General features: G+C 69.6%; 20 protein-coding genes and 1 pseudogene. 8 read left to right on the top strand and 13 right to left on the bottom strand.

What is annotated here, in order from left to right; genetic code table 11:
* The first annotated feature begins 42 nt into the window (after nucleotides 1-42).
* Together ACIOMQ_RS29635 and ACIOMQ_RS29630 are read left to right on the top strand one after the other, a co-directional pair.
* Nucleotides 43-1,764, top strand: a complete 1,722-nt coding sequence (locus ACIOMQ_RS29635) for an ATP-binding protein (protein WP_401757715.1) — start codon at nucleotides 43-45, stop codon at nucleotides 1,762-1,764.
* Complete coding sequence (locus ACIOMQ_RS29630; RefSeq protein WP_402191097.1) at nucleotides 1,761-2,444, top strand: response regulator; 684 nt, start codon at nucleotides 1,761-1,763, stop codon at nucleotides 2,442-2,444. Before ACIOMQ_RS29635 ends, ACIOMQ_RS29630 begins: the two co-directional genes overlap by 4 nt.
* A 66-nt stretch (nucleotides 2,445-2,510) precedes the next feature.
* On the opposite strand, the gene ACIOMQ_RS29625 is transcribed toward ACIOMQ_RS29630, so the two are convergent.
* The 6 genes from ACIOMQ_RS29625 to ACIOMQ_RS29600 all read right to left on the bottom strand — a co-directional run bounded on the left by ACIOMQ_RS29625 (nucleotide 2,511) and on the right by ACIOMQ_RS29600 (nucleotide 9,276).
* Nucleotides 2,511-4,103 carry a cation acetate symporter gene (locus ACIOMQ_RS29625; protein WP_402191095.1) on the bottom strand — a complete coding sequence of 531 codons (1,593 nt, stop codon included), beginning with the start codon at nucleotides 4,101-4,103 and terminating at the stop codon, nucleotides 2,511-2,513.
* Nucleotides 4,100-4,543, bottom strand: a complete 444-nt coding sequence (locus ACIOMQ_RS29620; protein ID WP_401757747.1) for a DUF485 domain-containing protein — start codon at nucleotides 4,541-4,543, stop codon at nucleotides 4,100-4,102. Before ACIOMQ_RS29620 ends, ACIOMQ_RS29625 begins: the two co-directional genes overlap by 4 nt.
* A gap of 131 nt (nucleotides 4,544-4,674) precedes the next feature.
* Nucleotides 4,675-5,349, bottom strand: coding sequence for a response regulator transcription factor (locus ACIOMQ_RS29615; protein WP_362203560.1), 675 nt, complete (start codon nucleotides 5,347-5,349; stop codon nucleotides 4,675-4,677).
* Nucleotides 5,346-6,509 (bottom strand): histidine kinase, encoded by a 1,164-nt coding sequence (locus tag ACIOMQ_RS29610; RefSeq protein WP_362203557.1) that lies wholly within the window; start codon nucleotides 6,507-6,509, stop codon nucleotides 5,346-5,348. The genes ACIOMQ_RS29615 and ACIOMQ_RS29610 overlap by 4 nt, the downstream gene beginning before the upstream one ends.
* Nucleotides 6,506-7,024 carry a DUF1453 domain-containing protein gene (locus ACIOMQ_RS29605; protein ID WP_362203554.1) on the bottom strand — a complete coding sequence of 173 codons (519 nt, stop codon included), beginning with the start codon at nucleotides 7,022-7,024 and terminating at the stop codon, nucleotides 6,506-6,508. Before ACIOMQ_RS29605 ends, ACIOMQ_RS29610 begins: the two co-directional genes overlap by 4 nt.
* A 131-nt stretch (nucleotides 7,025-7,155) precedes the next feature.
* The gene (locus ACIOMQ_RS29600) at nucleotides 7,156-9,276 is read right to left on the bottom strand and encodes a DNA topoisomerase IV subunit B (RefSeq protein WP_362203551.1); all 2,121 of its coding nucleotides are present in this window, start codon (nucleotides 9,274-9,276) and stop codon (nucleotides 7,156-7,158) included.
* A gap of 435 nt (nucleotides 9,277-9,711) precedes the next feature.
* Here ACIOMQ_RS29600 and ACIOMQ_RS29595 point away from each other — a divergent pair, with 435 nt between their 5' ends.
* Nucleotides 9,712-9,945 carry a hypothetical protein gene (locus ACIOMQ_RS29595; RefSeq protein ID WP_024489001.1) on the top strand — a complete coding sequence of 78 codons (234 nt, stop codon included), beginning with the start codon at nucleotides 9,712-9,714 and terminating at the stop codon, nucleotides 9,943-9,945.
* 92 nt (nucleotides 9,946-10,037) lie between these two features.
* Here ACIOMQ_RS29595 and ACIOMQ_RS29590 read toward each other — a convergent pair whose 3' ends face one another.
* From ACIOMQ_RS29590 to ACIOMQ_RS29565, 6 genes are all read right to left on the bottom strand, one after another.
* Nucleotides 10,038-10,874, bottom strand: a complete 837-nt coding sequence (locus ACIOMQ_RS29590) for a S1 family peptidase (RefSeq protein ID WP_401263536.1) — start codon at nucleotides 10,872-10,874, stop codon at nucleotides 10,038-10,040.
* 132 nt (nucleotides 10,875-11,006) lie between these two features.
* Nucleotides 11,007-12,554 carry an RNA polymerase sigma factor gene (locus tag ACIOMQ_RS29585; RefSeq protein ID WP_362203545.1) on the bottom strand — a complete coding sequence of 516 codons (1,548 nt, stop codon included), beginning with the start codon at nucleotides 12,552-12,554 and terminating at the stop codon, nucleotides 11,007-11,009.
* A 324-nt stretch (nucleotides 12,555-12,878) separates the two neighbouring features.
* Nucleotides 12,879-13,766, bottom strand: a complete 888-nt coding sequence (locus ACIOMQ_RS29580) for a FadR/GntR family transcriptional regulator (RefSeq protein WP_362203542.1) — start codon at nucleotides 13,764-13,766, stop codon at nucleotides 12,879-12,881.
* Nucleotides 13,767-13,926: 160 nt separating this feature from the next.
* Nucleotides 13,927-15,681 carry an ATP-binding cassette domain-containing protein gene (locus tag ACIOMQ_RS29575; protein ID WP_401263535.1) on the bottom strand — a complete coding sequence of 585 codons (1,755 nt, stop codon included), beginning with the start codon at nucleotides 15,679-15,681 and terminating at the stop codon, nucleotides 13,927-13,929.
* A 112-nt stretch (nucleotides 15,682-15,793) separates the two neighbouring features.
* The gene (locus tag ACIOMQ_RS29570; protein ID WP_362203536.1) at nucleotides 15,794-16,558 is read right to left on the bottom strand and encodes an NUDIX domain-containing protein; all 765 of its coding nucleotides are present in this window, start codon (nucleotides 16,556-16,558) and stop codon (nucleotides 15,794-15,796) included.
* Nucleotides 16,559-17,105: 547 nt separating this feature from the next.
* Nucleotides 17,106-18,401: a DUF4192 domain-containing protein gene (locus ACIOMQ_RS29565; RefSeq protein ID WP_402191092.1), complete on the bottom strand. Its 1,296-nt coding sequence runs from the start codon at nucleotides 18,399-18,401 to the stop codon at nucleotides 17,106-17,108.
* A 110-nt stretch (nucleotides 18,402-18,511) separates the two neighbouring features.
* Here ACIOMQ_RS29565 and ACIOMQ_RS29560 point away from each other — a divergent pair.
* The 5 genes and pseudogenes from ACIOMQ_RS29560 to ACIOMQ_RS29540 form a co-directional block, all read left to right on the top strand.
* A pseudogene (locus ACIOMQ_RS29560) lies at nucleotides 18,512-18,800 on the top strand (recombinase RecQ); the annotation flags it as partial.
* 226 nt (nucleotides 18,801-19,026) lie between these two features.
* The gene (locus ACIOMQ_RS29555) at nucleotides 19,027-19,410 is read left to right on the top strand and encodes a VOC family protein (protein ID WP_401263766.1); all 384 of its coding nucleotides are present in this window, start codon (nucleotides 19,027-19,029) and stop codon (nucleotides 19,408-19,410) included.
* A gap of 401 nt (nucleotides 19,411-19,811) precedes the next feature.
* Nucleotides 19,812-20,189, top strand: coding sequence for a hypothetical protein (locus tag ACIOMQ_RS29550; protein ID WP_401988500.1), 378 nt, complete (start codon nucleotides 19,812-19,814; stop codon nucleotides 20,187-20,189).
* Nucleotides 20,190-20,446: 257 nt separating this feature from the next.
* Entirely contained in the window at nucleotides 20,447-21,544 is a 1,098-nt protein-coding gene (locus ACIOMQ_RS29545) for a saccharopine dehydrogenase (RefSeq protein WP_401757709.1), read from the top strand.
* A complete protein-coding gene (locus ACIOMQ_RS29540) occupies nucleotides 21,541-22,155 on the top strand; it encodes a TetR/AcrR family transcriptional regulator (protein ID WP_401263531.1) in 615 nt (204 codons plus the stop codon). Before ACIOMQ_RS29545 ends, ACIOMQ_RS29540 begins: the two co-directional genes overlap by 4 nt.
* A 769-nt stretch (nucleotides 22,156-22,924) precedes the next feature.
* Here the strand turns inward: ACIOMQ_RS29540 and ACIOMQ_RS29535 are convergent.
* The gene (locus tag ACIOMQ_RS29535) at nucleotides 22,925-24,193 is read right to left on the bottom strand and encodes an MFS transporter (RefSeq protein ID WP_402191089.1); all 1,269 of its coding nucleotides are present in this window, start codon (nucleotides 24,191-24,193) and stop codon (nucleotides 22,925-22,927) included.
* Between the last annotated feature and the right edge of the window lie 38 nt (nucleotides 24,194-24,231).

The raw sequence follows: 24,231 nt of genomic DNA, 5'->3' as shown, positions 1-24,231 counted from the left end.
GGGATTTCGGAAAGCGCCGGAATGCCCTCTACCGTTCATACGATGAGCGCCCCACCGCCCGCCGCCGGAAGAGCCCGCCGGCTCGGCTGGCCGCAGCGGGTCTTCTCCCAGGTCCTGCTGATGCAGCTGGCCATCGCCACCGGCGTCACCGTACTCGCCACCGGCCTCTTCCTGGCACCCCTCAGCGCGCAGCTCGACGACCAGGCGATGCGCCGCGCGCTCGCCATCGCGCAGAGCACGGCGGCCCAGCCGCAGATCACCGAGGCACTGCTCACCACGGCCCCGGCATCCGCCGGCCCCGTGCAGTCCGCGACCGAACGGATCAGACGCGCCACCGGCGCCGAGTACGTCGTCGTCATGGACCGGCGCGGGGTGCGCTGGTCGCACACCGACACCGCTCGGATAGGCAGGGTCGTTTCCACCGACCCGAGCGACGCGCTCGCGGGCCGCGACGTCATGGAGATCGACAGCGGCACGCTCGGCCGCTCGGCCCGCGGGAAGGTACCGCTGCGCGACGAGGCGAACCGGGTCGTCGGCGCGGTCTCGGTCGGTATCGCGTACGACAGCGTCCGGGCCAGACTGCTCGCGGCGATTCCCGGACTGCTCGCCTACGCGGGCGGAGCGCTCTCCGTCGGGGCCCTGGCCGCCTGGCTGATCTCCCGACGTCTCCAGCGGCAGACCCATGACCTCGCGTTCTCCGACATCTCCGCGCTCCTCACGGAGCGCGAGGCGATGCTGCACAGCATCCGGGAAGGGGTCGTCGCGCTCGACCAGAACGGCCGCATCCGGCTCCTCAACGACGAGGCCCAGAGGCTGCTCGGGCTCGGCCCCGACGCCGCGGGCCGCCCCCTCGACACCGTGCTCGGCGAGGGCCGGACCGCGGATGTGCTGGCCGGCCGGGTGGTCGGCGACGATCTGCTGACGGTGCAGGGCGCCCGGGTCCTGCTCGCCAACCGGATGCCGACCGACGACGGCGGCGCCGTCGCCACCCTCCGCGACCGCACCGAACTCGAACACCTCGGCCGCGAACTCGACTCCACCCGCGGCCTGATCGACGCACTGCGGGCCCAGGACCACGAGCACGCCAACCGGCTGCACACACTCCTGGGGCTGCTGGAGCTGGACATGCACGAGGACGCCATGGAGTACGTCACCGAGGTCGTCGGCGTGCACCGGGCAACGGCCGAACAGGTCACCGAGAAGGTGCGCGACCCGCTGCTGGCTGCGCTTCTGGTCGGCAAGGCCACGGTCGCGGCGGAGCGCGGCGTCGCTCTGCGCGTGGCCCCGGGGAGCCTGTTGCCGGACCGGCTCGTGGATCCTCGTGGGCTGGTGACCGTCGTCGGCAATCTCGTGGACAACGCGCTGGACGCGGCAGCCGGAACGGACGGCGCCCTGATCGAGCTGGGCCTGCGCGCCGAGGGACGTACGGTGGTGCTGCGCGTCCGCGACAGCGGCCCCGGGGTTCCGCCGGCGCAACGCGCGTCAATCTTCACGGAAGGCTGGTCGACGAAGGAACTCCCGGCACACGGAAGACGTGGCCTGGGACTCGCACTGGTACGGCGGCTGGCAGAACGGCAGGGGGGCGGCGTGACGGTGGACGGGCCCGCGGGCGGCGGTGCCGAGTTCACCGTCGTACTGCCGGAGGCCCTCGCCGATCCGGGTATGACGGACCCGGAAACGGCCGGACCGGAAACAACCGGAACCGGCAGGACCGAACCGGAACCGACCGAACCGAACACCGGCATCGCGGGAGAAGCACAGTGATCGAGGTCCTGGTCGTGGACGACGACATCCGGGTCGCGAAGGTCAACGCGGCCTATGTCTCCAGGGTGCCCGGATTCCGGGTGACCGCTCAGGCTCACTCCGCCGCCGACGCCCTCGCCACGATCGGGGAACAGCGCGTGGACCTGGTCCTGCTGGACCACTACATGCCCGGCCGCAACGGTCTGACGATGGTGCGGGAACTGCGCAGGCTCGGCCACCACACCGACGTGATCATGGTGACAGCGGCGCGCGACGTCGCCACCGTCCAGGAGGCCATGCGCCACGGCGCGCTGCAGTACCTGGTGAAGCCCTTCACCTACGCCGGGCTGCGCACCAAGCTGGAGGCGTACGCGGCGCTGCGCCACACCCTCGAACGCGGCGGAGAGGCCGAGCAGGGCGAGGTGGACCGGCTCTTCGGCGCCCTGTGGGCGGCGGGTGAACCCGACCTGCCCAAGGGCCACTCGCCGACCACGGCGGAACTGGTCCGCCAGGCGCTCCGCAGCGCCGAGGGGCCGCTCTCCGCGCAGGAGATCGCGGAGAGCGCCGGGATGAGCCGGCAGACCGCCCAGCGCTATCTGAAACTGCTGGAGAGGACGGGCCGGGTGCGGCTGACGCTGCGGTACGGCGAGACGGGCCGCCCGGAACACCGCTACGCCTGGTCCACCGGCGGACAGACCTGAGACCCGGTCCTCACACCCTTCGGGTCCGGTCCGTACGGGGACCCGGCCCGTGCGTACGGGCCCCGGTTACACCGCCCCGGCCCCGGTCAGCGCACGGACCTCGGTCTCCGCGTGCTTGGCGGCGTCGGGCGGCTCGGTGGAGGTGATCGTGCCGATCCAGCCGGCCATGAAGCCCAGCGGGATGGAGACCAGACCGGGGTTCTCCAGAGGGAAGAACTGGAAGTCGACGCCGGGGAAGAACGAGGTCGGGCTGCCGGAGACGACCGGCGAGAGCAGCACGAGCAATACGGCGGGGATCAGCCCGCCGTAGACGGACCAGACCGCTCCGCGGGTGGTGAAGTTTCGCCAGAACAGGGAGTACAGCAGCACCGGAAGGTTGGCCGAAGCTGCGACTGCGAAGGCGAGCCCCACGAGGAACGCCACATTCAGATCCTGGGCGACCAGGCCGAGTCCGATGGCGGCCACCCCGATCCCGGCTGCGGCGACCCGGGCCACAGCGACCTCGCTGTACTGCTTGGAGCCCGGACGCCTGAGCGAGGCGTAGAGGTCATGGGCCACAGAGGCGGACGAGGCAAGAGTGATCCCCGCGACGACGGCGAGGATGGTCGCGAAGGCGACGGCTGCGACCACGGCGAACAGAATCGTCCCCCCGGTGGATCCTTCGCCGCCGCCGAGCACCAGGGCCAGCAGCGGAACCGCGGTGTTCCCCGCCGGATTCGACGCCCGCACCTCCGCCGACCCGACGAGGGCCGCCGCCCCGAATCCGAGCGCGATCGTCATCAGGTAGAAGCCGCCGATGAGCCCGATGGACCAGACGACCGAACGGCGGGCCGCACGGGCCGTCGGCACGGTGTAGAACCGCGACAGGATGTGCGGCAGCCCCGCCGTGCCGAGTACCAGGGCGAGGCCCAGGCTGATGAAGTCGATGCGCGCCGTCCAGGTTCCGCCGTACCGGAGACCGGGCGAGAGGAAGCGGCTTCCGTGCCCGCTCCGTTCTGCCGCGGAGGTGAGCAGGGCGTTGAAGTTGCCGTGGAAGTGGACCAGGACGAGCACGGTAAGCACGACCGTTCCCGCCATCAGCAGAACGGCCTTGACGATCTGGATCCAGGTCGTCGCACGCATCCCGCCGAACGACACATAGATCACCATGAGCGCCCCGACACCGATGACGGTCCAGGAACGGGCGGCACCGCTCGTACCGCCGAGGAGCAGCGCGACCAGGCTGCCCGCACCGACCATCTGCGCCACCAGATAGAGCACGGAGACGGTGACGGACGAGGTGCCCGCGGCGATCCGGACCGGGCGCTCCGCCATGCGCGCCGCCACCACGTCGGCGAGGGTGAACCGGCCGCAGTTGCGGACCAGTTCGGCGACCAGCAGCAGGACGACGAGCCACGCGACCAGGAATCCGACCGAGTAGAGCATGCCGTCGTAGCCGAAGAGGGCGATCAGCCCCGAGATGCCGAGGAAGGACGCGGCCGACATGTAGTCGCCGGCGATGGCGAAACCGTTCTCCATGGAAGAGAAGAGCCGGCCGCCCGCATAGAACTCCTCGGCCGAGCCGTGCCGGTTGCGGCTCACCCAGGTGGTGATGGCGAGCGTCACTGCGATGAAGGCGCTGAACAGCAGGAGCGCCAGCGTCTGGTGGTTCCCGTTCAACGCCCGATCCCCCGCGTCATCTCCTGCGTCTCCCACCGCAGTTCGAGCGCGGCCCGGTCCCTGCGGAGCCGTGCGTGCCGCGCGTACGCCCCGGTGAGAAGGAACGTCGTGAGGAACTGCCCGAGTCCCGCGACCATCGCGACATTGACCGCTCCGGCCACCGGACGGGCCATCAGCCCGGGAGCGGTGATCGCGACGACGACGTACGCGAGATACCAGACGAGGAAGGCAAGGGTGGCCGGGACGACGAACCGCCGGTACCGACGGCGTACTTCCTGGAAGGCCCCGCTGCGCTGCACCTCCAGATAGATTTCGGCCGCGCTGGGGCTGCCCTGCTGATCTCCGGGCCCTGGTCGCCCGGTGGGAGCGAAGCTCCCCGCACCGTCCAGCTCGCCCCATCCGGAGGCCAGCACGTCGTACCACGGGTCGTCGAGCCGCAACGCTGCGGCCTCAGGCCCTGCTTCCTTCTCCACCGAACAACTCCCCTTGTCCACGGACCACTTCGGCCGCGTACCCAAGAATGGGCAGATCGGGAAGATCCCGGGCACTTCATTCGCCGGTCTTCACCTCTTCAGGTGAAGGTTGACCCGGGCGGCTGTGCGAGGCCCCGAACGTACGCGTACCGAACGGCCTGTGCCCGGTCGCGTACGCCGGCCTTGGCGAAGAGGTTGTTGATGTGGCTTTTCACGGTGGCCTGCGAGATGTGCAGTCTGCGGGCGATCTCCAGGTTGGACAGCCCTTCCGCGATCAGGACCAGTACTTCCAGCTCACGTGGTGTCAGACTGTCGGGCAGTTGCGACTCCGGGGCCGGGCCCTGCGGCGGCTGTGTGGTGACGTGCTCCAGCAGACGGCGCTGCACGGAAGGCGAGAGTCCGGCCTCGCCCGACAGCACGGCCTGGATGGCCCGCACGATCTCCTCTCCCCCGGCGTCCTTGGTGAGGTAGCCCCTGGCCCCCGCCTGCAGCGCGGGGAAGAGCGAGTCGTCGTCCGCGAAGGTTGTGAGCACCACCACCTGGGTCCCCGGATAGTCCTTGCGGATCCGCCGGGTCGCCTCCGCCCCGTCGCAGCGGGGCATCCGCAGATCCATCAGAACCACGTCGGGGGCCAGTTCGGCCACGAGCGCGACGGCCTCCTCGCCGTCCTTCGCCGATCCGACCACCTCGATTCCGGGCAGCAGCCCCAGCAGCATCACGATTCCTTCGCGGACCACCGACTGGTCGTCGGCGACCACGACCCGCGCGTTCACGCGGGCACCCGCAGACTCACCACGAAACCCTCCTCGCCGGGACCGGCCTCCAGCGTCCCGCCCATCAGCTCGGCCCGCTCCCTCATCCCCAGCAGACCGTATCCGGAGCCGCTGACAGCGAGCTCGTCCTCGGGTCCGCGTCGTCCCGAATCCTTGATCTCCAGGGCGACTTCGTCCGGCAGATACTCCAGCCGGACAAGGACCCGGGCCCCGGGCGCGTGCTTGCGCACGTTGGTCAGGGCTTCCTGTGCCACTCTGCGGACCGTCTGCGACGCCTCCGCGGTCAGTGTCCGCTGCTCCCCCTCCACACTGACCTCGGCGGGCTCGGCGGCCACCAGTTGCCGCAGGAAGTCCTCCACCGGGGAAACCTCCCCACGCAGCGCCGAGAGCGCCTGGCGGGTCTCCGCAAGACCCTCGCGTGCCATGGAACGCGCCGCCACCACCCGCTCCAATACCCGGTCCCTGAACTCCCCCGGGGGTTCCCGCTCGATCAGGAGCCGCGCCGCCTCCAGATGCACCAGCTGCGCCGAGAGGCTGTGGGCGAGGACGTCGTGGATTTCGCGGGCGATCCTGGCCCGCTCGTCCAGGGCAGCCGTCTCGGCCTCCGCCGCACGGGCCGCCCGCTCCTGCACGAGGAGTCTCTGGGCATTGCCCCGGGCCTCCGCGTCCAGTCGCAGAACGTAGCCCGCCAGACAGAGGCCTCCTGTGGTCATGGCTGTACTCAGCCAGCTATCGGTGTTGACGGCTGCGTAGGCACCGAGTGCGACGGCCGTGGCGGGGAGGCCCGCCGCAAGGGGCAACCGCTCCAGGGCGGCGACGGCGCACCCGCACCAGAGGATCACCGCCGGCACTCCGGCACCGGCCTGTTGTGCCCCGAGTGCCGCCGTCATCAGCAGTGCGAGAAGTGCCAGCGACGGCCGCAGCCGGTGTTCCAGGCTGGTCCGGAAGAACGCCCGAGCGGCAATCGCACAGGCCGCAACGCCCACCAGGCCGGACGCCACCCCCCAGGGCCCGAACCGTCCGCTGGTGAAGGTGCCCCAGAGCATGGCGGTGAGCAGGCCCACCCGGACGGACCAGGCGATCATCGCCCGCGGACGGGTGCGATTCCCCGAGGAGAGGGCTTCCCGGGAGGGCCAGCTCGTCCAGGTCGTACGAGTCACACGCGGTCCTTCCACGCCGACTGCGACGACATCCCGTCGGCAGAGCCACCGTACGCCGGACTCATCTGCCCGGCCCGCCACATCAGCACACCACTGCGCACCGCCAGCGTCACCGCGAGGGCCGACATCAGTGCGGCACTGCCCTGGTGTATTCCCATCAGCGCGGCGGCCCCGTAGAGGGCCGCACGCAGCGCCAGGCCCCCGGTCCAGACGAGGACGGTGGCCTTGGTCCCCTTGCTCCACAGCGAACCGTCCGCCTCGCGCCACAACCGCGAAGTCCAGCCCCAGCCGGCGCCGGTCGCCAGCCCCACCGCCAGCTCCGCGCCCAGGACGGCCACGGACAGCGCTTCGTGATGCGCATCCACCAGCCCGTGGTCGCGCAGCGACACGACGAGGAGAATGCCCGGCAGGATCCACCAGCGCCTGTCGTCGGAGATTCGCCGTGCCGAGCACTGGCGGACCACGACGACGGCGACGACAGCGACGATCACCAGGACATTGACGAGCCCGGACATGGCTGCCTCCGAGATGCGGGAAGGTTCGTTGACACCTTCGACGCTACGGAAACGACCTGGTCAGGGGATCGGCTCAGGGGTTGATCGTGGGTGGAGAAGCCGTCTCCACCCACGGGTGGAGACGGCGTCGCTCAGGCGTCGATGCGCGAGCGGTCCAGCGTCGCGGCCGAGCTGGCGATGAACTCCTTGCGCGGTGCCACCTCATTGCCCATCAGCAGATCGAAGACCCGCTCGGACGATTCCAGATCCCCGATGTTGATCCGCCGCAGGGTGCGGTACCGGGGGTCCATCGTGGTCTCCGCCAGCTGGTCGGCGTCCATCTCGCCCAGACCCTTGTAGCGCTGGATCGAGTCCTTGTACCGGACGTTCTTCCGCTGCAGCTCCAGCAGCCGCTGGCGCAGCTCGTTGTCGGAGTACGTGTAGACGTACTTGTCCTGGCCCTTCTTGGGCTGGACCAGCTCGATCCGGTGCAGCGGGGGTACGGCCGCGAAGACCCGGCCCGCCTCGACCATGGGCCGCATGTAGCGCTGGAACAGGGTCAGCAGCAGACAACGGATGTGCGCGCCGTCGACATCTGCGTCCACCAGCAGGACGATCTTCCCGTAGCGGGCGGCGTCGATGTCGAAGGTCCGCCCCGACCCGGCTCCTATGACCTGGATGATCGCACCGCACTCGGCGTTCTTCAGCATGTCCGAGACGGACGACTTCTGGACGTTGAGAATCTTGCCCCGGATCGGCAGCAGTGCCTGGAACTCACTGTTCCGCGCGAGTTTGGCCGTGCCGAGCGCGGAGTCCCCCTCGACGATGAAGAGCTCGCTGCGCTCCACGTCGTCGCTGCGGCAGTCGGCGAGCTTCGCCGGCAGCGAAGAGGTCTCCAGCGCCGTCTTGCGGCGCTGTGCGTCCTTGTGCTGGCGGGCCGCGATGCGGGTGCGCGCGGCTGCCACGGCCTTGTCCAGGATCGCCCTGGCCTGAGCCTTGGTATCGCGCTTCGTCGAGGTCAGGAACGCCTTGAGCTCCTTGGCCACGACATTGGCAACGATCCGGTTGGCCGCCGAGGTGCCGAGCACCTCCTTGGTCTGCCCCTCGAACTGCGGCTCCGCCAGCCGTACGGTGACGACCGCGGTGAGTCCCTCCAGCGCGTCGTCCTTGACGATGTCGTCCTCGGCGACGCGGAGGAGCTTGGCTGAACGCAGCGCCTCATTCATCGTCTTGGTCACGGAGCGTTCAAACCCGGTCACATGCGTGCCGCCCTTGGGGGTGGCGATGATGTTGACGAAGGACTTGAGGTTGGTGTCGTATCCGGTGCCCCAGCGCATGGCGATGTCGACGCCGAGTTCACGGGTGACCTCGGTCGCCGTCATGTGACCACGCTCGTCCAGGACCGGCACGGTCTCCTTGAATGTGCCCTGGCCGGTCAGACGCAGGACGTCGCAGACCGCCTTGTCCTGGGCGAGGTACTCGCAGAATTCGCTGATTCCGCCGTCGAAGCAGAAGGTCTCCTCGGCCTTGCCCTCGCCGTCGAGACCGCGTTCGTCGCGGACGACGATCGTGAGGCCGGGGACGAGGAAGGCCGTCTGCCGCGCCCGCTGGTGGAGCGTCTCCAGATTGAGCTTGGCGTCCTTGAGGAAGATCTGCCGGTCCGCCCAGTAACGCACCCTGGTTCCGGTGCGCGCCTTCGGTACCCGCTTGCCCTTGAGCAGGCCGTTGGCCGGGTCGAAGGGGCTGTCCGGCCCCTGCTCGGTGAAGATCCCCGGGACTCCGCGGCGGAAGCTGATCGCATGGGTCGCGCTGTTGCGGTCGACCTCGACATCGAGCCGGGCGGAGAGTGCGTTCACCACGGAGGCGCCCACGCCGTGCAGACCGCCGGACGCGGCGTACGAGCCGCCACCGAACTTTCCGCCGGCGTGCAGCTTGGTCATCACGACCTCGACGCCGGACAGGCCCGTCTTGGGCTCGACGTCGACCGGGATGCCGCGCCCGTTGTCCCGGACCTCCACGGAATTGTCCTCGTGGAGGATGACCTCGATGTGATCGCAGTAGCCGCCCAGGGCCTCGTCGACGGAGTTGTCGATGATCTCCCAGAGGCAGTGCATGAGGCCGCGGCTGTCGGTGGACCCGATGTACATCCCGGGACGCTTGCGAACCGCTTCGAGCCCCTCGAGTACGAGCAGGTGCCGCGCGGTGTAGTTGGAACCGTCTCGGTCTGCTCCGGTCAGCAGCGCAGTGGACGGCACGGACGTATCGGCGGTCACGCGGTTCGCTCCTCGCTGAATTTCATTTGAGGCCCAAGTGGGTAAGGGCTCGGCTTCGGTCACCGCTGAGAGGGTACCGAGGCCTGGTAGAGCGGTTGTAACGCCACCCTCCGAGAACCCTCACACTAGTCCAGCCTCGCATACACGTTCGATCCCTCCTGGGAGTGACGTGCACATCACGTTCCCTTCCAGGCATGAACCATTTAGGCTCCGGGCACGTCCTCATGAACAAACCGGCAAGCCAGCCGGGAGGATCCACACAAGACAAGCAACGCGAAACCGTAGCGCTACGCAATACGGCACATTCGCCGCCAACCGGCAACAGACAGCCATCTCGAGAAGAAGTTTCGAAGAAAAGCCACGAGCGGGAACGTTTTGGGCCTGGTTGGATGTTGACCCTGGTACGACAGCTCGTCGAGCTAGAGAAGAGGCGACGTGACTACTGTTCTGACCCCCGCGAGCCCGCTGACCGCAGCAGACCGCTGCGACCGTTGCGGCGCCCAGGCATATCTGCGCGTCGTCCTGATCAGCGGCGGTGAACTGCTCTTCTGCGCCCACCACGGTCGCAAGTTCGAGCCGGAACTCAAGAAGATCGCCGCGGAAATACAGGATGAGACGGACCGGCTGACAGCCGTGCAGGCCCAAGCCGCCGAAGAGGAACAACACTGACACCTCGCATCCACGACGAGCCAGGGCCAGGTTCCGGACCGGCCGACGGGCGGCTTCCCAGGAGGAAGCCGCCCGTTCTCGTGCACGCGCGGCTACGCGGTGCCACCGCCAGGCATCCAGCCCATGGCAGCGGAAACACGCGTGTACACACCGGGGCTCCCTGCCCTCCCGCAGCCATTCCCCCAGGACACCAGCCCGATGAGCCGCCCACGGGCCACGAGCGGCCCTCCGCTGTCACCCTGGCATGCGTCGTACCCACCCTGCAGTTTGCCCGCACAGAGCATCGCCGAGGCGTCGTACGTGCCGTCCTTGCCGCCCGGGTACGCCTGCTCGCACAAGCTGTCCGGCAGAACGCTCACCTGGGCGGAGCGGAGTGACGACGCGTAGTCGCTGTCACCGGTCGTGTCACCCCACCCGTAGACGACGGCACCCGTACCCGGCTCGTACGCCGCGTCACCGGATTCGGCCATCGGAATCACGCTCTTCGCGGGCAGCGCCGCGGCCAGAGTGAGCACCGCCACGTCTCCCGCGTTCGTGAGAGGGTCGAACCCCGGATTGCTCCATGTCGCCTGCACCGGCACCTCCTTCCCCCCGGTCCCGCGCAGGGCATCCCGGCCCGAGATGATCCGCAGATCGCGCACCTTCCCGACATCGCCCCCGAGCGCCTCCCGGCTCAGGCAGTGCGCCGCGGTCAGCACCTTCTTGGGCGCGATCACGACGCCGCCGCAGAACTGGCCGGCGCGCGTCTCTCCGAACCGGTCCCGGCTGGACAGCGCGACCACCCAGGGGCTGTCCTTGACATGCGCGGGCTGACCACCGATGACGATGCTGTCCGCAACAGCCGGTGCGGAGGATCCGAGCGGTATCGCTGCCGCGGCGGCCGCCAGGGCGAGCGCCCCGGTCATGGCGCGGAAGACGGTACGGGACATGCGCACTCCTGACTCTGTGGTGAACCATTCCCACCCAGAGTCATCCGACCTGCCAGGGACCGCATTCTCAGATAGGCCGAGGGCCCGGCTCCCCTGCGGGATCCGGGCCCTCGGCCTGTGTACTCCTGCGACCTAGTCGAGGTAGTCGCGCAGCACCTGCGAACGCGACGGGTGGCGCAACTTCGACATGGTCTTCGACTCGATCTGCCGGATGCGCTCGCGCGTCACGCCGTAGACCTTGCCGATCTCGTCCAGCGTCTTCGGCTGGCCGTCGGTGAGACCGAAGCGCATCGAGACCACGCCGGCCTCACGCTCGGAGAGCGTGTCGAGCACCGAGTGCAGCTGCTCCTGGAGAAGCGTGAAGCTGACCGCGTCGGCCGGGACGACCGCTTCGGAGTCCTCGATCAGGTCACCGAACTCGCTGTCCCCGTCCTCACCCAGCGGGGTGTGGAGGGAGATCGGCTCGCGACCGTACTTCTGGACCTCGATGACCTTCTCCGGGGTCATGTCGAGTTCCTTGGCCAGCTCCTCCGGCGTGGGCTCGCGGCCCAGGTCCTGAAGCATCTGACGCTGCACACGGGCGAGCTTGTTGATGACCTCGACCATGTGCACCGGGATGCGGATGGTGCGAGCCTGGTCGGCCATGGCGCGGGTGATCGCCTGACGGATCCACCAGGTGGCGTACGTGGAGAACTTGTAGCCCTTGGTGTAGTCGAACTTCTCGACCGCGCGGATCAGACCGAGGTTGCCCTCCTGGATCAGGTCCAGGAAGAGCATGCCGCGGCCGGTGTAGCGCTTGGCCAGCGAAACCACGAGACGGAGGTTGGCCTCCAGCAGGTGATTCTTGGCGCGGCGGCCGTCCTCGGCGATGATCTCCAGTTCGCGCTTGAGCTTCGGCGCGAGCTTGTCGGAGTTCGCCAGCTTGTCCTCGGCGAACAGGCCGGCCTCGATGCGCTTGGCGAGCTCGACCTCCTGCTCGGCGTTGAGGAGGGGAACCTTGCCGATCTGCTTCAGGTAGTCCTTGACCGGGTCGGCGGTGGCGCCGGCGACGGCGACCTGCTGCGCAGGCGCGTCGTCCTCGTCGTCGTCGGAGAGGACGAAGCCCTTGTTCTCGCCCTCGCCCTCCTCTTCCTCGCCCTTGCCGACCTTTACTTCCTCGGCCGCCTCATCGCCGTCGAGGAGCTCGTCGTCCTGCTTTCCGGACTTCTTCGCTGTTGTCTTCTTGGCCGTCGTCTTCTTCACGGCGGTCTTCTTGGCAGCCGTCTTCTTGGCTGCTGTCTTCTTCGCAGGGCCGGCCGCGGCAGCGTCGTCGGCCACCACGCCCACGGTCTCTGCCGACGCGGCGGCAGTGGCCGCGACCGTCCTGGTCACGGTCGTCTTGGCCGCGACAGTCTTGGTGGCGGTGCGCTTGACCGGGCTCTTTGCTGCGACGCTCTTGCGGGCACGTTTGGACGGCTCCGCGGCACTGACCATCAGCGTCACACCCTCTTCCTCGAGGATCTGGTTGAGGCTGCGCAGAACATTCTTCCACTGGGTTGGCGGAATCTGGTCAGCCTCGAAGGCCCGACGCACGTCATCGCCGGCGATCTGCCCATCAGCCTTTCCCCGCTCGATGAGCGCCATCACAGACTCGGACTCGGCGATCTCCGGCGGGAGCGTACGGGATGTGCTGGCCGACACGAACAACCTCTCGGAACGATGGAAACGGCTTCCGGTCCGGCCCTGGGGTGGGCTGGAACCGACGACCGCCGGGCTGGGAATGTACCGACGGCGCGGGCTTGGCCTCAGAACTGCACAGCGCACTGAATGGCTGCTGTATTCCTTCCGCGGCGGTCACCTCTTAAGTCATCGCACTGTTTCGAGGAGTGTTACGCCCAATCCGCGTGGCCCGAGTCACACCTCATTTGCGACGAACGTGACCATGGGTGCCATCTCCCCACAATTGTGCCGCCGGACCGTGAGGGCCCGGCGACACGTGGTTCGAACACCTTGGCCGTGCTGTGCTCAGTGCTCGCGGGGGGCGGGCACCACCCGCTCCACCTCGGGGTGAACGACGAGCAGTTGGCGCATGGCCGCCTCGGCGCCTGCCGAGTCGCCGGACGCAAGGGCGTCGACGATGCGGGCGTGGTGGCCGAGAGACGCCTCGGTGGGGCGGTCGCAGCCCGTGACAGGGCCACCCGAGACCTGCAGTGCCGCGGAAACGATGCCGGAGAGGTGCTCCAGCATGCGATTGCCCGCCGCCTGGATCAGCAGGGAGTGGAATTCCGCGTCGGCCCGGGAGCAGGTGATCCCGTCACCCTGGCCGAGCGCGTGCCCCATGATCTCGACCATGTCGCCGAGGCGCTGCTGAATGTCCTCGCGGCCATGGCCGGCGGCGAGACGGGCAGCGAGCGGCTCGATCGTCCACCGGAGCTCGCCCAGCTCGCGGCGCTGGTCCTCGCGCTGAGGTCCGAAGGCGCGCCATTCGATGATGTCGGGGTCCAGCAGGTTCCAGTCACTGACGGGGCGGACCCGGGTGCCCACGTTGGGCCGGGCGCTGACCAGGCCCTTGGCCTCAAGAACGCGCAGCGATTCGCGTACGACGGTGCGGGAGACCTCGAAACGCTGACCGATCTCTTCCGGCACGAGGGGGCGGTCGGCGCCCAGGTCGCCGGAGACGATCATCTGGCCCAGCTGCTGAACGAGTTGGCCGTGGAGGCCGCGGCCCCGGCTGGCCGAGCCCCGTCGGCCCGCCCGGCCGAGGTCGGCATCGGGACCTTCCCAGGAGCGAAGAGCGGCGCGCTCGCCGGCCGGCGCCTCCGCGTACGGGTAGCGGTCGAGTTCACCCGGGCCGGCGAGGCCGGAATCGGCGGAGCGGGCGGCGGTCATCATGGTGTGCGCAAGGGTACTCACGCATCCTTTGTCGGCGCGGCTCACCCGACCCTTGAGGTCTTTGGTGAAAAGCACACGAAAGGGTGATCGGCACCCACCCCCCAATTGACGCCTTATTGGTTGAAATCAGGCATCTCTAAGGAAGTTGTGGGCCTCGGAGCGGTCCGACGGCTCACTGCGATCACCAACGAACCCTGCTGCGAAGGCTGGTGAACAGATATGCGCAGACCAGGGCCGACAGCGACAATGACAGCGCGGTGCCCACGGGGTGTGCCACCACGCGCACGACAGCGGCCACCCATCGATCCGTCTCGTACGGCCAGCGCGGCCACACCAGCTCGCGGAGCCTGCCCGGAAGTCCGGCCACCGAGCGGGAGCCCGGCCCCGTCAGCGCCTGCTGGACAAGCGGAACGACGAGTACGGGAACGGCAAGTACCGCGGCGACGCCGGCCGTCGCCACTCTGAAGACCCCGGCGGCCAAGAGGCCCGCCCAGGCGCAGCCGACCGTCAGCCCCGCCCAACTCGCGCCGAGGAAGGCCGAATTCGACGGCACCTTGATCAAATCGGCGCCATACACCAGGCGAACAGCCTCGACCGAGGCCAGCACGACCACCACGGCGAGCACCAGCGCGACGCCTGCTGACACGACCAGCTTGGCGAGAAGCAGCCCCAGGCGTCGCGGAACAGTGCCCCGGCCCGCCGCGAGGGCGGGGTAGCGGAATTCGTCGCCGAATGAGAGGGCACCGATCAGTCCGGCCCCGACCGCCGCGGGTGGCAGCGGTAGCAGGGACGGCCAGCCCGCCAGCATTTTCGGCAGCTGAGCATGGCCGGAGCGGGCGAGGAGGACGGACAGCCCGACCGAGGCGGCAAGAACGGCGGCCATGACCAAGGTTGTCGTTCTGACACCGAAGAGGCGGCGCAGCTCGTATCGCAGCGGGTGGAGCGGGCCGCGGGCCGGGTGGCGGCGGATCGGCGGGAGCAGATCCGGGCCGGATGCCTGCGCGGCCGGTCGCGGTGCGGCTTCCCCTTCGCCGGGGCCTGCGGAAACCACGGGCCGAGCGGGCCCGGCGTCGGCCACTTCGTCGGCGAGCTGGTGCACCGGGAGCCCGTGCCGGAATGCCGCGTCGCCGATTTCCGCGCAGGTGGAGCCGTAGACGGAGAGGCGGCTGTTCGCTTCTGCGACCACCTCGACCGAGCGCCTGGCCGCGCGGGCCTCGCGGGCGACGACGGCGGCGAGGCGGGCCGCGTGCGGGGTCCGGACCGCGACGCGGGGACGGAGACGGGTCCGGGAGAAGTCGTCGGCGCTCTGGTCCGCGACGAGACGTCCGCCGTCGATGGTGACCACATGGTCGGCAGCCCACGCCGCCGCCTTGGGGTCGGTCGTGGTGTAGAGAACGGTCCCTCCCTGGGCGGCGTGAGCCCGCAGCAGGCCGTGCAGCCAGTTCTCCTCGCGCAAGGAGAGGCCTTCTGCGGGATCGTCGAGGAGGAGCGTGTGCGGATCACCGAGCAGCGCCGAAGCAAGGGCGAGCAGACGGTCCATGCCGACCGAGAGCGTGCCGACGCGCTGATCCCGGAGTGCGGCGAGGCCGACGGCTTCGAGCAGTTCGTCGGCCCGGGACGCCGGTACACCTGCGGCGGCGCAGAGCATGCGGAGCTGACCGCGGGCGGTGCGGGCAGGGTGACCCGGTACGTCCCCGAGAAGTACGCCCACCTCCCGCGCCGGGTGCGGAATACGGTGCAGCGGTCTGCCCCGGAAGTAGGTGACTCCCCGCCCCGGGTCGAGTTCGAGCATCAGGCGGAGGGCGGCGGTCTTGCCGGAACCGGGGGCACCGAGAAGGGCAGTGACGTGGCCGGGCAGGGCTTCGAAGGTGAGGTCGCGCACGTCGGCCGGAAGGCCGCGGCGGGGGGCGCTGGTGAGTCCGATGGCCTGGAGCATCGCTTCTCTCGCGGAAGGTGAGACCGCTCGGCGGCAGGGTGGGTACCACAGCAAGATAACGCGACATATCCGACATTTAGTGCAGCATTGATCTTGCGGGCGTTCCGCCAGGTCAGACTTCCGGCCTCAGCATCGGCGGGTTGAGCACCGTGGCCGCGCCGGCCCGGAACAGCTGGGCAGGGCGACCGCCCTGTCGGGTGGTCGTTCCGCCGGAGGGCACCAGGAAGCCCGGCGTACCTGTCACCTTGCGATGGAAATTCCGCGGGTCGAGAACCACCCCCCACACCGCCTCGTACACCCTCCGAAGCTCACCGACCGTGAACGCGGGCGGGCAGAAAGCGGTGGCCAGAGAGGAGTACTCGATCTTGGAACGCGCCCGTTCGACGCCGTCGGCAAGGATTTGCGCGTGATCGAAGGCCAGCGGGGTCTGGCTCTCGTCCTCGTGGCCGGGCCCGCTCTCCAGCCCGAGCAGATCCTCGACCGGCGCCCAACGCGCACTGTTCGCATCGCCACCCGCCCGCGGTGCCGGCAGATCGGGAGCCAGAGCGAGGTGCGCGACGCTGACGACTCTCATCCGGGGGTCGCGCCCGGGATCGCCGTAGGTGGCCAGCTGTTCGAGATGGGCACCGTTGCCGACCGCCGGGGCCGCAGGATCCTGGGCGCACAGTCCGGTCTCCTCGACCAGTTCGCGCGCCGCTGCGGCTCCGAGATCCTCATCGGCTTTGACGAACCCGCCGGGCAGCGCCCATCGCCCCTGGAATGGTGGCTCACCACGGCGCACCACCAGCGCACAGAGCGCATGACGGCGCACCGTGAGCACAACCAGGTCGACGGTGACAGCGAAGGGCGGGAAGGTCGACGGGTCGTAGGGCGGCATGCGGTGATCATAGTCGTCTGCCTGACGATAAACACTCCTTTCGTCGCGCTCTTGGGCATGACTGCGTTTGCCGTGCGATTCGGCAGGACCCCCGGGCACGGCGGCTTCGACTCGGCCACTCCGACGTGCCCTTCTCCGCGTTCTTCGTCCGTTACGACGCCGGAGTCCACGCCGGAGTCCGCACTCGGCCCGGCCACCGTTCCCGGGGCCGTCCCGGACGGCAGAGCACCGGGCCGAGCTCTACCGCGGCGCCGGTGGCGGCTGCTCGCCGTCCTCCAGGGGCTGCTCATCGCCCGGGAACCTCCGGGGCGCCGACCACCGACGCCCCGGAGATCATCGACTCCGTGCACCACCGCGTGTCCAAGCACCGCCCACTGGCCACCTGCCGCATCGACGGGACGGCGGCGTGCCGGGAAGCCGCCTACGCCGGCCTGCTCATGGCCTTCGCCTACCGCGCGTCATGGACTCTGCTCCCCGCGCGTTGCCGCTCGGGGTACCCACTGCCGGACCATCGCGAGAGGTGTCACGGAGTGACGAGCGGCTCGGGTCAACGACCGCTCCTGGACCCGCGGCGGCCGGAGACCTGCCGGGGTCGGTGTCGGGCAGCAGCCGTTTCGGGGCGGGTGGAGCCGGAAGGGACCTTCCTTCGCCGCGTGGCGGTCGGGCGTACCGTGCGGGGCCGAGTGTTCCGGTCCGTGCGGTGGGGGCGCCGGCCCGTCCGGGCATTGCGCTCACCGCGGAGACAACGACGCAGCGTCTCCGGATCGAGACCTTGATTGCACGCCTCGTGGAGAAGCTGAGCGAAGGTGTACCCGGGGTCCACCCGCAGGGCGAGACCCAGCGCGACCCGTGCACCCGGTTCATCCCCCGTCGACCAGGAGACCCACCCGGCCAGGGTCAGCGGCGCCGCGGCGTGTTCCTCGTACGGCGCGACACAGCGGCGGGACAGCGCTCGCCAGAGCCGCAACGCGGAATCGGCTTCGGCCCCTTCCATCCATTCCGCGGCCTTGTCGCGGGTTTCCCGGTCCTGCAGTCCGAGGATCAGTGCAGCGGCCTCGTCATGGCCGATCAGCCGGTCGTCATTGATGTCCGACGCGGAGGGCCCCGCCACCGGCGCCTCCTCGAGGCGCTTCATGAGCCTTCGGGCGAGCCCCAGGGTCTCCCGGGCCACGTCCTTGCGTCCCGCCTCGTCGAGGATTTTCGGCACCAGTTCGGCCCCGGCCGAGTCAAGTGCGCGCAGCTGGTCCGCCGCCGCCCCGGTGTGCAGCGGTTCGAGCCTGGCCTCCATCTCCCGCAGCGTTCCCCGCACTTGAATTCCCGCGTACGCGGCGGCGGCCGCCATCACCGAGGTGCCGGGCAGAGCCATCTGGTTCCCTTCGGACGGGCAGCAGCGCTTGTCCGGGCAGCAGTACGACCAGTATCGGCCGTCAGAGATGCAGAGTGCTTCGAGCACGGGTACGTCGAGGGTGCCACAGGCCGTACGCAGACCCTGGGCAAGGGGGCGCAGCCGCTCCATGACCTGGCCGCCGTTCTCTCCTTCGGCAGGATCCTGGCAGAGGAAGATGACGATCGCGTCGGGGCGCTCCCCACGTCGCTCGCTTCCCTTGATCAGACACTCGGCAAGCTGCTCGGCGACGGACGCCCATTCTTGGGGCGCCTGCGGGATGCCGAGCCTGAGTCGCCCGCCGAAGCGGCCCCGGCCGCCGTGCAGGGCGACCATGACCACGCTGTCGTTCGGATGGAACCCCATGAGATACGGAAGGGCGTCGGCGAGCTCGGCGGGCCCCCGCAGGGTGATCTGCTGCTCGTCGACAGGACCGGTGGATTCGTGGTGCTGGTTCATGGCACGACCGTCCCGCGGGAGGCCATATTCCGCGACCCCTGTGGATAACTTTGTCCACAGGCTTGCGGTGCCGTTCGCGCTTTGTCGTAGCCATCAGGTTGCATGGGGACATGACCAACGCAGACCGCACAGCGCTCAGGGTTTCGGCCGATTCTGTACGTGCCCGACTCGTCGGAGGACACCTCGGGTGCCGCACGGCCGCGGGAGGACCGGTGGCGGGGCATCAAGGCGCGCGTCGCCGTCAAACGCGAGGCCCGGGGCCCTGATTCGTCCAGCGAAACAACTGGGGCACGTCCGCCGTGCACTTCGTCACGACATGGATGCTCCGGGCGGGACGGCGGACCGACCTTGATCGTCTCGCCGCTGCCGGCGTTGATGCGCAACCAGGCCGCGGCGGCCGGGCCGGAATCATCGGAATCTCACGGCCCTCGCGCCCGATGCCGTTGAACTGGACGCGTGACCCGTCGGACAGGTCCTGGATGCACTGATCACGAGCGTTGTTGACGGTCGTGATCAATACACCTAGGCCGTGTATCTGAAGTGCTGCCAGGAGCCTGAGCTGTGTGCGCGAAGAATGAGTGCAACCCGGTGGCGTTCGGCGTGGAGATCAGGAAGGCTCGCGCGCATGGTCTCGGTATTGCAGAACGTGGCGATTGACTGTGCGGACGCCTACGAGCTTGCTCGGTTCTGGAGCAGTGTGACTGGCCGTCCGCTGCATTCGGATGACGGACCGAGCGCCCGGGAGACTCAGGTGCTGCTGGCGGAGGGCCCGGTGCTGCACTTCAACCAGGTGCCCGAGGGTAAGACGATCAAGAATCGGATCCATCTGTGTTTGCGCCCTGAGACCTCGCGCGATCAGGAGGTGGACCGGCTGCTGGGTCTCGGTGCCACCTTTGTCGCCGATCACCGGAATCCTGATGGTTCGGGCTGGGCAATCCTCGCTGATCCTGAAGGTAACGAATTCTGCGTTCTGCGCAGTGAGTCCGACCGAGCCGACATGGATTCCTGACGCTCACGCGCCGTCCTGGCCGGTTTCGCATGACAGCTGGTCACGGCCACTCGTTGATGGCCGCGACGAGAACGGTCGCTTCGTAGCGGGCGGCGAGCTCGTCATACCGGGTGGTCACCGCCCGGTGCCTCTTGAGGCGATTGGATGCCGCATTCGACGGCGTCGCGCTCGCGGTAGGCGGTCTTGTCGAACGCCGGCGGGCGGCCACCGCGTGCGCGGAGCCGAGCCGTACCCCTGTGTCCGTGTCAAGGGTGTGGCCGCGGAGTGGATTCTCAGGCCGAGGCCGTGCTGCCGGTGGAGACGGTCCACAAGTCCTGGCTGGACAGCGCGATATCAGCGGCGTCGTCGGCGCCATGATGGGAGCGGGGGGGCCGTGCACGATCCGGGCGAGATCCTGCTCGATGTGGCAATGCGCGGTCGCGTGGGGCGGGGACTGCCTGGCCGATGTCGCCCCGCTGAGCGCCGAACCGGGTGTGTTCGGGCCGGTGACCTGCGGCCCGACCGCCTCTCCCCCGGTCAACACGCCCGTGAGCAGCGGGAAGCACGCGCCGACCCGTGATCCGCCGGGCCCGCGCCCGCGTCCGCGAACACGGCTGGGCCCTGGTCGGCACTGCCGCCCCGACAGCGGCGGACGGGCGGTCGTCGATCTCGACGAGGTGCTGGTGATCCTCTACGGGGTGCTGGTGATCGCGCACATGGACAGGCAGGACGCCACCTCGAACCTGGCAACGGCCGTTCGGCTGCCACCCGCTCATGGGCGGACCGGCCGCCGCGCCTGAATCCCGCCCCGAGGTGCCGCTGCCTCTCCGCAGCAACACGGGGACCGGCCCGCGCGCCCCTGGAATGTTGTGCGGACAGCTGCACGGGGACCCCCGGCCGCCCAACGCCTCCCCTCTCGTGGCCGCCGCTGTCCGCACAGCCCGCTCCTGCCGCCACGTCTGAGGAGGTGCGCGTTACCGACCACGGTCGATCGGCCGCGGTCAACATCACACCGCCCTCGCAACATTTTTTGGTCACCTGACCTATATTGAGTGTCATGAATGACGAACTCATCTTTGACGCCGACGGACCGGTGCTCCTGGTCGGCGGATACGGCACGGTGGGCGCGGAGCTCGCACGGATGGCGGCCCCCTCGTGGCCGTTGGTACTGACGGGGCGGAACGTGCAGCGCGGACAGCGGCTGGCAGATGAGACGGGCGCGGAACTGCGCACCTGGGATCTGGCGGACCCGGCACCGTTCCGGGCTGGGGCCAGCGCGATTGTCACGGTGGTCAACGATCCGGACGACCGGGTGCTGCGCGCCGCGATCAGCGGCGGGGTGCCGTTCGTGGACATCACCCGCTGGACCGCGCGGTTGCAGCGCGCGGCCACCGTCGCGGCGCTGGCAGGCCCGACCGCACCGGTACTGCTGTCCTCCGCGTGGATGGGGGGTGTGACCAGCCTCGTCGCCGCCTGTCTCCGCGACCGGCTCGGCGGCATGGACACGGTCGACGTGGCGATCCGCTGGGACCTCGGCGACCGGGCGGGCGCGGACTCGGTGGAATTCATGGACCGCCTCGGACTGGACTACGAGGTGACGCAGGACGGGCAGCGGCGCACGGTCATGCCGCTGAGCGACGTCGGCCAGGTACGTATCGGGGAGGCCCTCACCCGGGTCGCCAGGATCGACACACCCGAGCAGTTCACCCTCCCCCTCACCCTCGCGGCCAAGACTGCAACCACCCGGATCGGCTTCAGCTCACCCGCGTCCACGGCGGCCCTGCTGGCCGCCAAGCGGCTCGGGTTCTTCCGCTGGGGCCGTGGCGAGCGGTTCACCGGTGCCCGCCGCGGATTGCTGTACGCCCCCGGCGAGGGCGGCACGGCTCAGCTCCGTGTCGACGTCACCCACGGGGGCGACACCCTCTCCGCGACCGTGACCGATCCGGCTGGGCAGGCCCATCTGACAGCCCTGGGCGCCCTGATGGGCCTGCGCCGGGTACGCGGCGAAGACGGCGCCCCCGCACCGAGCGGCGTGGTCTTCCCCGAACAACTCCCGAGCCCGCAAAGCGTGCCGTCGGACCTCGCCGCGCAGGGCGTCGACCTGGTTGTACGCAGGGCCGTGCGGGACGAACCCGGCGAGGGCAGGGCGGCATGAACGACCCGTCCCCGGAACAGGAGAAGCGCACCGCCACCACGACGAAGGGCGCCCAGCGGCGCGCTCTGATCCTGAACGCCGCCGAGAAGATCCTCTTCGAGTCCGGGTACGGCGAACTGACCATGCGGGCAGTGGCGGTCACAGCACATACGCGCCTGGGGCACGTGCAGTACTACTTCCCCTCCCGCACAGAGTTGATCGCCGCCGTCCTGCGCCGCACCCTGGATCGTTCCCTCGACAGGCTGGCCCCGTTGTTCGCCGACGCGGCCACGCACACTCCGCCGGACGCGGAGCGACTGGTCCGTCAGCTTCTGGCCGAGCACGATGACAAGCAACTGGTGCGGGTCTACGCCGAGTTGTGGGCACTGGCAGGACGTGAGGAAGCCGTCGCGGAGGTCCTGCGCACCTTCTACGTCGATTACCAGGACCACGTGGCCAGGTTCCTCCGCGCCCGCAACCCCACTCTCTCCGACACTGTTTGCCAGGCACGGGCGAACGTCTTCACCGTACTGATCGAAGGAGCGGCGCTCTTCCGTTCCGGCATCGCGGCCCACCGCACCGAGGCCGCCGACGCGGAACTCGTCAACGCGGCCGTCGGCTTGCTCGGTTGAGGGCGCCTGCGGAAGAAGCAGGGTGGCGCCAACATGGATCGGCCCGATCGCCTTCCGCCGGCTGCGCCCCTGCTGCTGCTGTGGTTCGGCCGACGCCGAGGGCTGTGGTTCGGCGCGGCAAACGGGCCGCTGCGGCCTTCCCGCTCACGCTGACCGGTGCCTGATCGGTGCCTGATCGAGGCGGTGGCGATCGACCTGGCAGGGGGGAACTGAGCCTGGACCGACCGGACTTCGCGCTCGGTGAAGGCAGTGTGTACCACCTCGGCCGGTACGCGTGAGGCCAGGCGCTGCTGCTCCTGGTAGTTCTCGTACCCGCGAAACCTCGGCCTCGGACGGCGGCAAGGGACGCACGACTCGCTCGGGTGCGGTCCGGCGTCGCCCGCCCCGGGGCCCCGCGCGAGCGGCACAGGGTCTGCGCAACGAAGCCGTCCTTCGGGAGCGCGGATGCCGGACTGTGGCGGTCTCGATGCAGATCACGGCTGCAGTCCGAGAGAGGCCGCGGCGAGGGTGTGTTCGAGACCGACGAGACGGAAGTCGCGTCGGCAGCGTTGACGAGGCGAGCAACGGACTCCCCGGATGCCGCCCCGCCCCGGCCGTGTGGCACCGGGCGGGCAGGTCGAGCGGGACGGCCGGAGCGGTGGCGATGACATGGACGGGGGCGCCCGGCGGGGCGCCCCCGATCTGCTTGCGCAGGCGCAGCGGAGGGTAACGCCCAGCGGGCCGGTGCCGTCCACGGTGAGGTCGGCTTCGGAGGGCGGGGCGGGCTGGTTCATCGGCTGCTCGCGGTGGCAGCGATGGCGGGGAGGATGGCGAGGGAGAGGATGCCGCCGGTGAGGGCGAGGACGGGGTAGCTGGTGGCGGAGACGACGATGCCGGAGGCGAGGCCGCCGGTGGCACCGGCGATGGCGATGGCGACGTCGACCATGCCCTGCGTCTTGGCCCGGGTGGCGAGCGGCACGGCGTCGGTGATCATGGCGGTGCCGGAGATCAGGCCGAAGTTCCAGCCCAGACCGAGCAGGGCGAGCGCAAGAGCGAGCACGGCGACGGAGTCGGCGGGCGCTGCGGCGGCGGTGATCCCGGAGGCCAGAAGGGTGATCCCGGAGGCGGCGGCGATGGCGATGCGGCCGTAGCGGTCGACCAGCCAGCCGGTCAGGGGCGACGGCAGGTACATGGCACCGATGTGGATGGCGATGACGAGGCCGGAGGCGGCAGTGCTGTGGCCGTGGTCGTGCATGTGGACGGGGGTCATCGTCATGATGGCGACCATGACGAGCTGGGTGAGGATCGTGGTCAGCGCACCCAGCATCAGCCCGGGACCGCGCTTGTGTGCCGGGGTGGGCTCGGTGTCGTCCGCTGTCTTCGCCGCGGCGGCTGTCGCCTGCTGCTGCAGGTCGAGGCTGCGGGCGAGCAGCAGGGGGTCGGGGCGCAACCAGATGACCAGGACGAGGGCGGCCAGCGCGTAGGCGGCTCCGGCGAGGAGGAAGGGACCGGCGAGCGTGGGGATGCCGAGTGTGTCGGCGAGGTCGCCGGTGGGGGCGGCGAGGTTGGGGCCGACGACGCCGCCGAGGGTGGTGGCGACCAGGACGGTGGACACGGCGCGGGCGCGGTGGGCGGGTGCGGCGAGGTCGGCTCCGGCGTAGCGGGCCTGGAGGTTGGTGGCGGTGCCCGCACCGTAGACGAACAGGGCGACGAACAGCAGGACGGGGTTGTCGGCGACGGCGGCGGCGATGACTCCGGCACTGCCTATGGCGCCGGTGAGGTATCCGGCGGCCAGGCCGGGGCGGCGGCCTCGGGACTGGGATACGCGGCCGACGGCGACGGCGGCGAGGGCGGAGCCTGCGGTGAACAGGGCGCTGGGCAGGCCCGCGAGGTCGGTGGAGCCGAGCATGTCCTGCGCGAGCAGCGCGCCGATGGTGACGCCGGCCGCGAGCCCGGCCCCGCTGAAGGCCTGGGACGTGGCCAGGACGGCGAGGATGCGGCGCTGGGCTTCGGGCTGGGGGGACATGCCGGTGTTCGCGGTTGAGGCGGTGCTCGTCACGGTGTGCTCTTTCGGTCGAAAAGCAGTGTGTTCCCCGG

The organism is Streptomyces sp. NPDC087845, assembly GCF_044742755.1.
In the GTDB taxonomy this organism is placed as follows: Bacteria; Actinomycetota; Actinomycetes; order Streptomycetales; family Streptomycetaceae; genus Streptomyces.
Note: the sequence above shows the minus strand (reverse complement) of the source record. Positions and strands in the feature narration are given on the sequence as shown.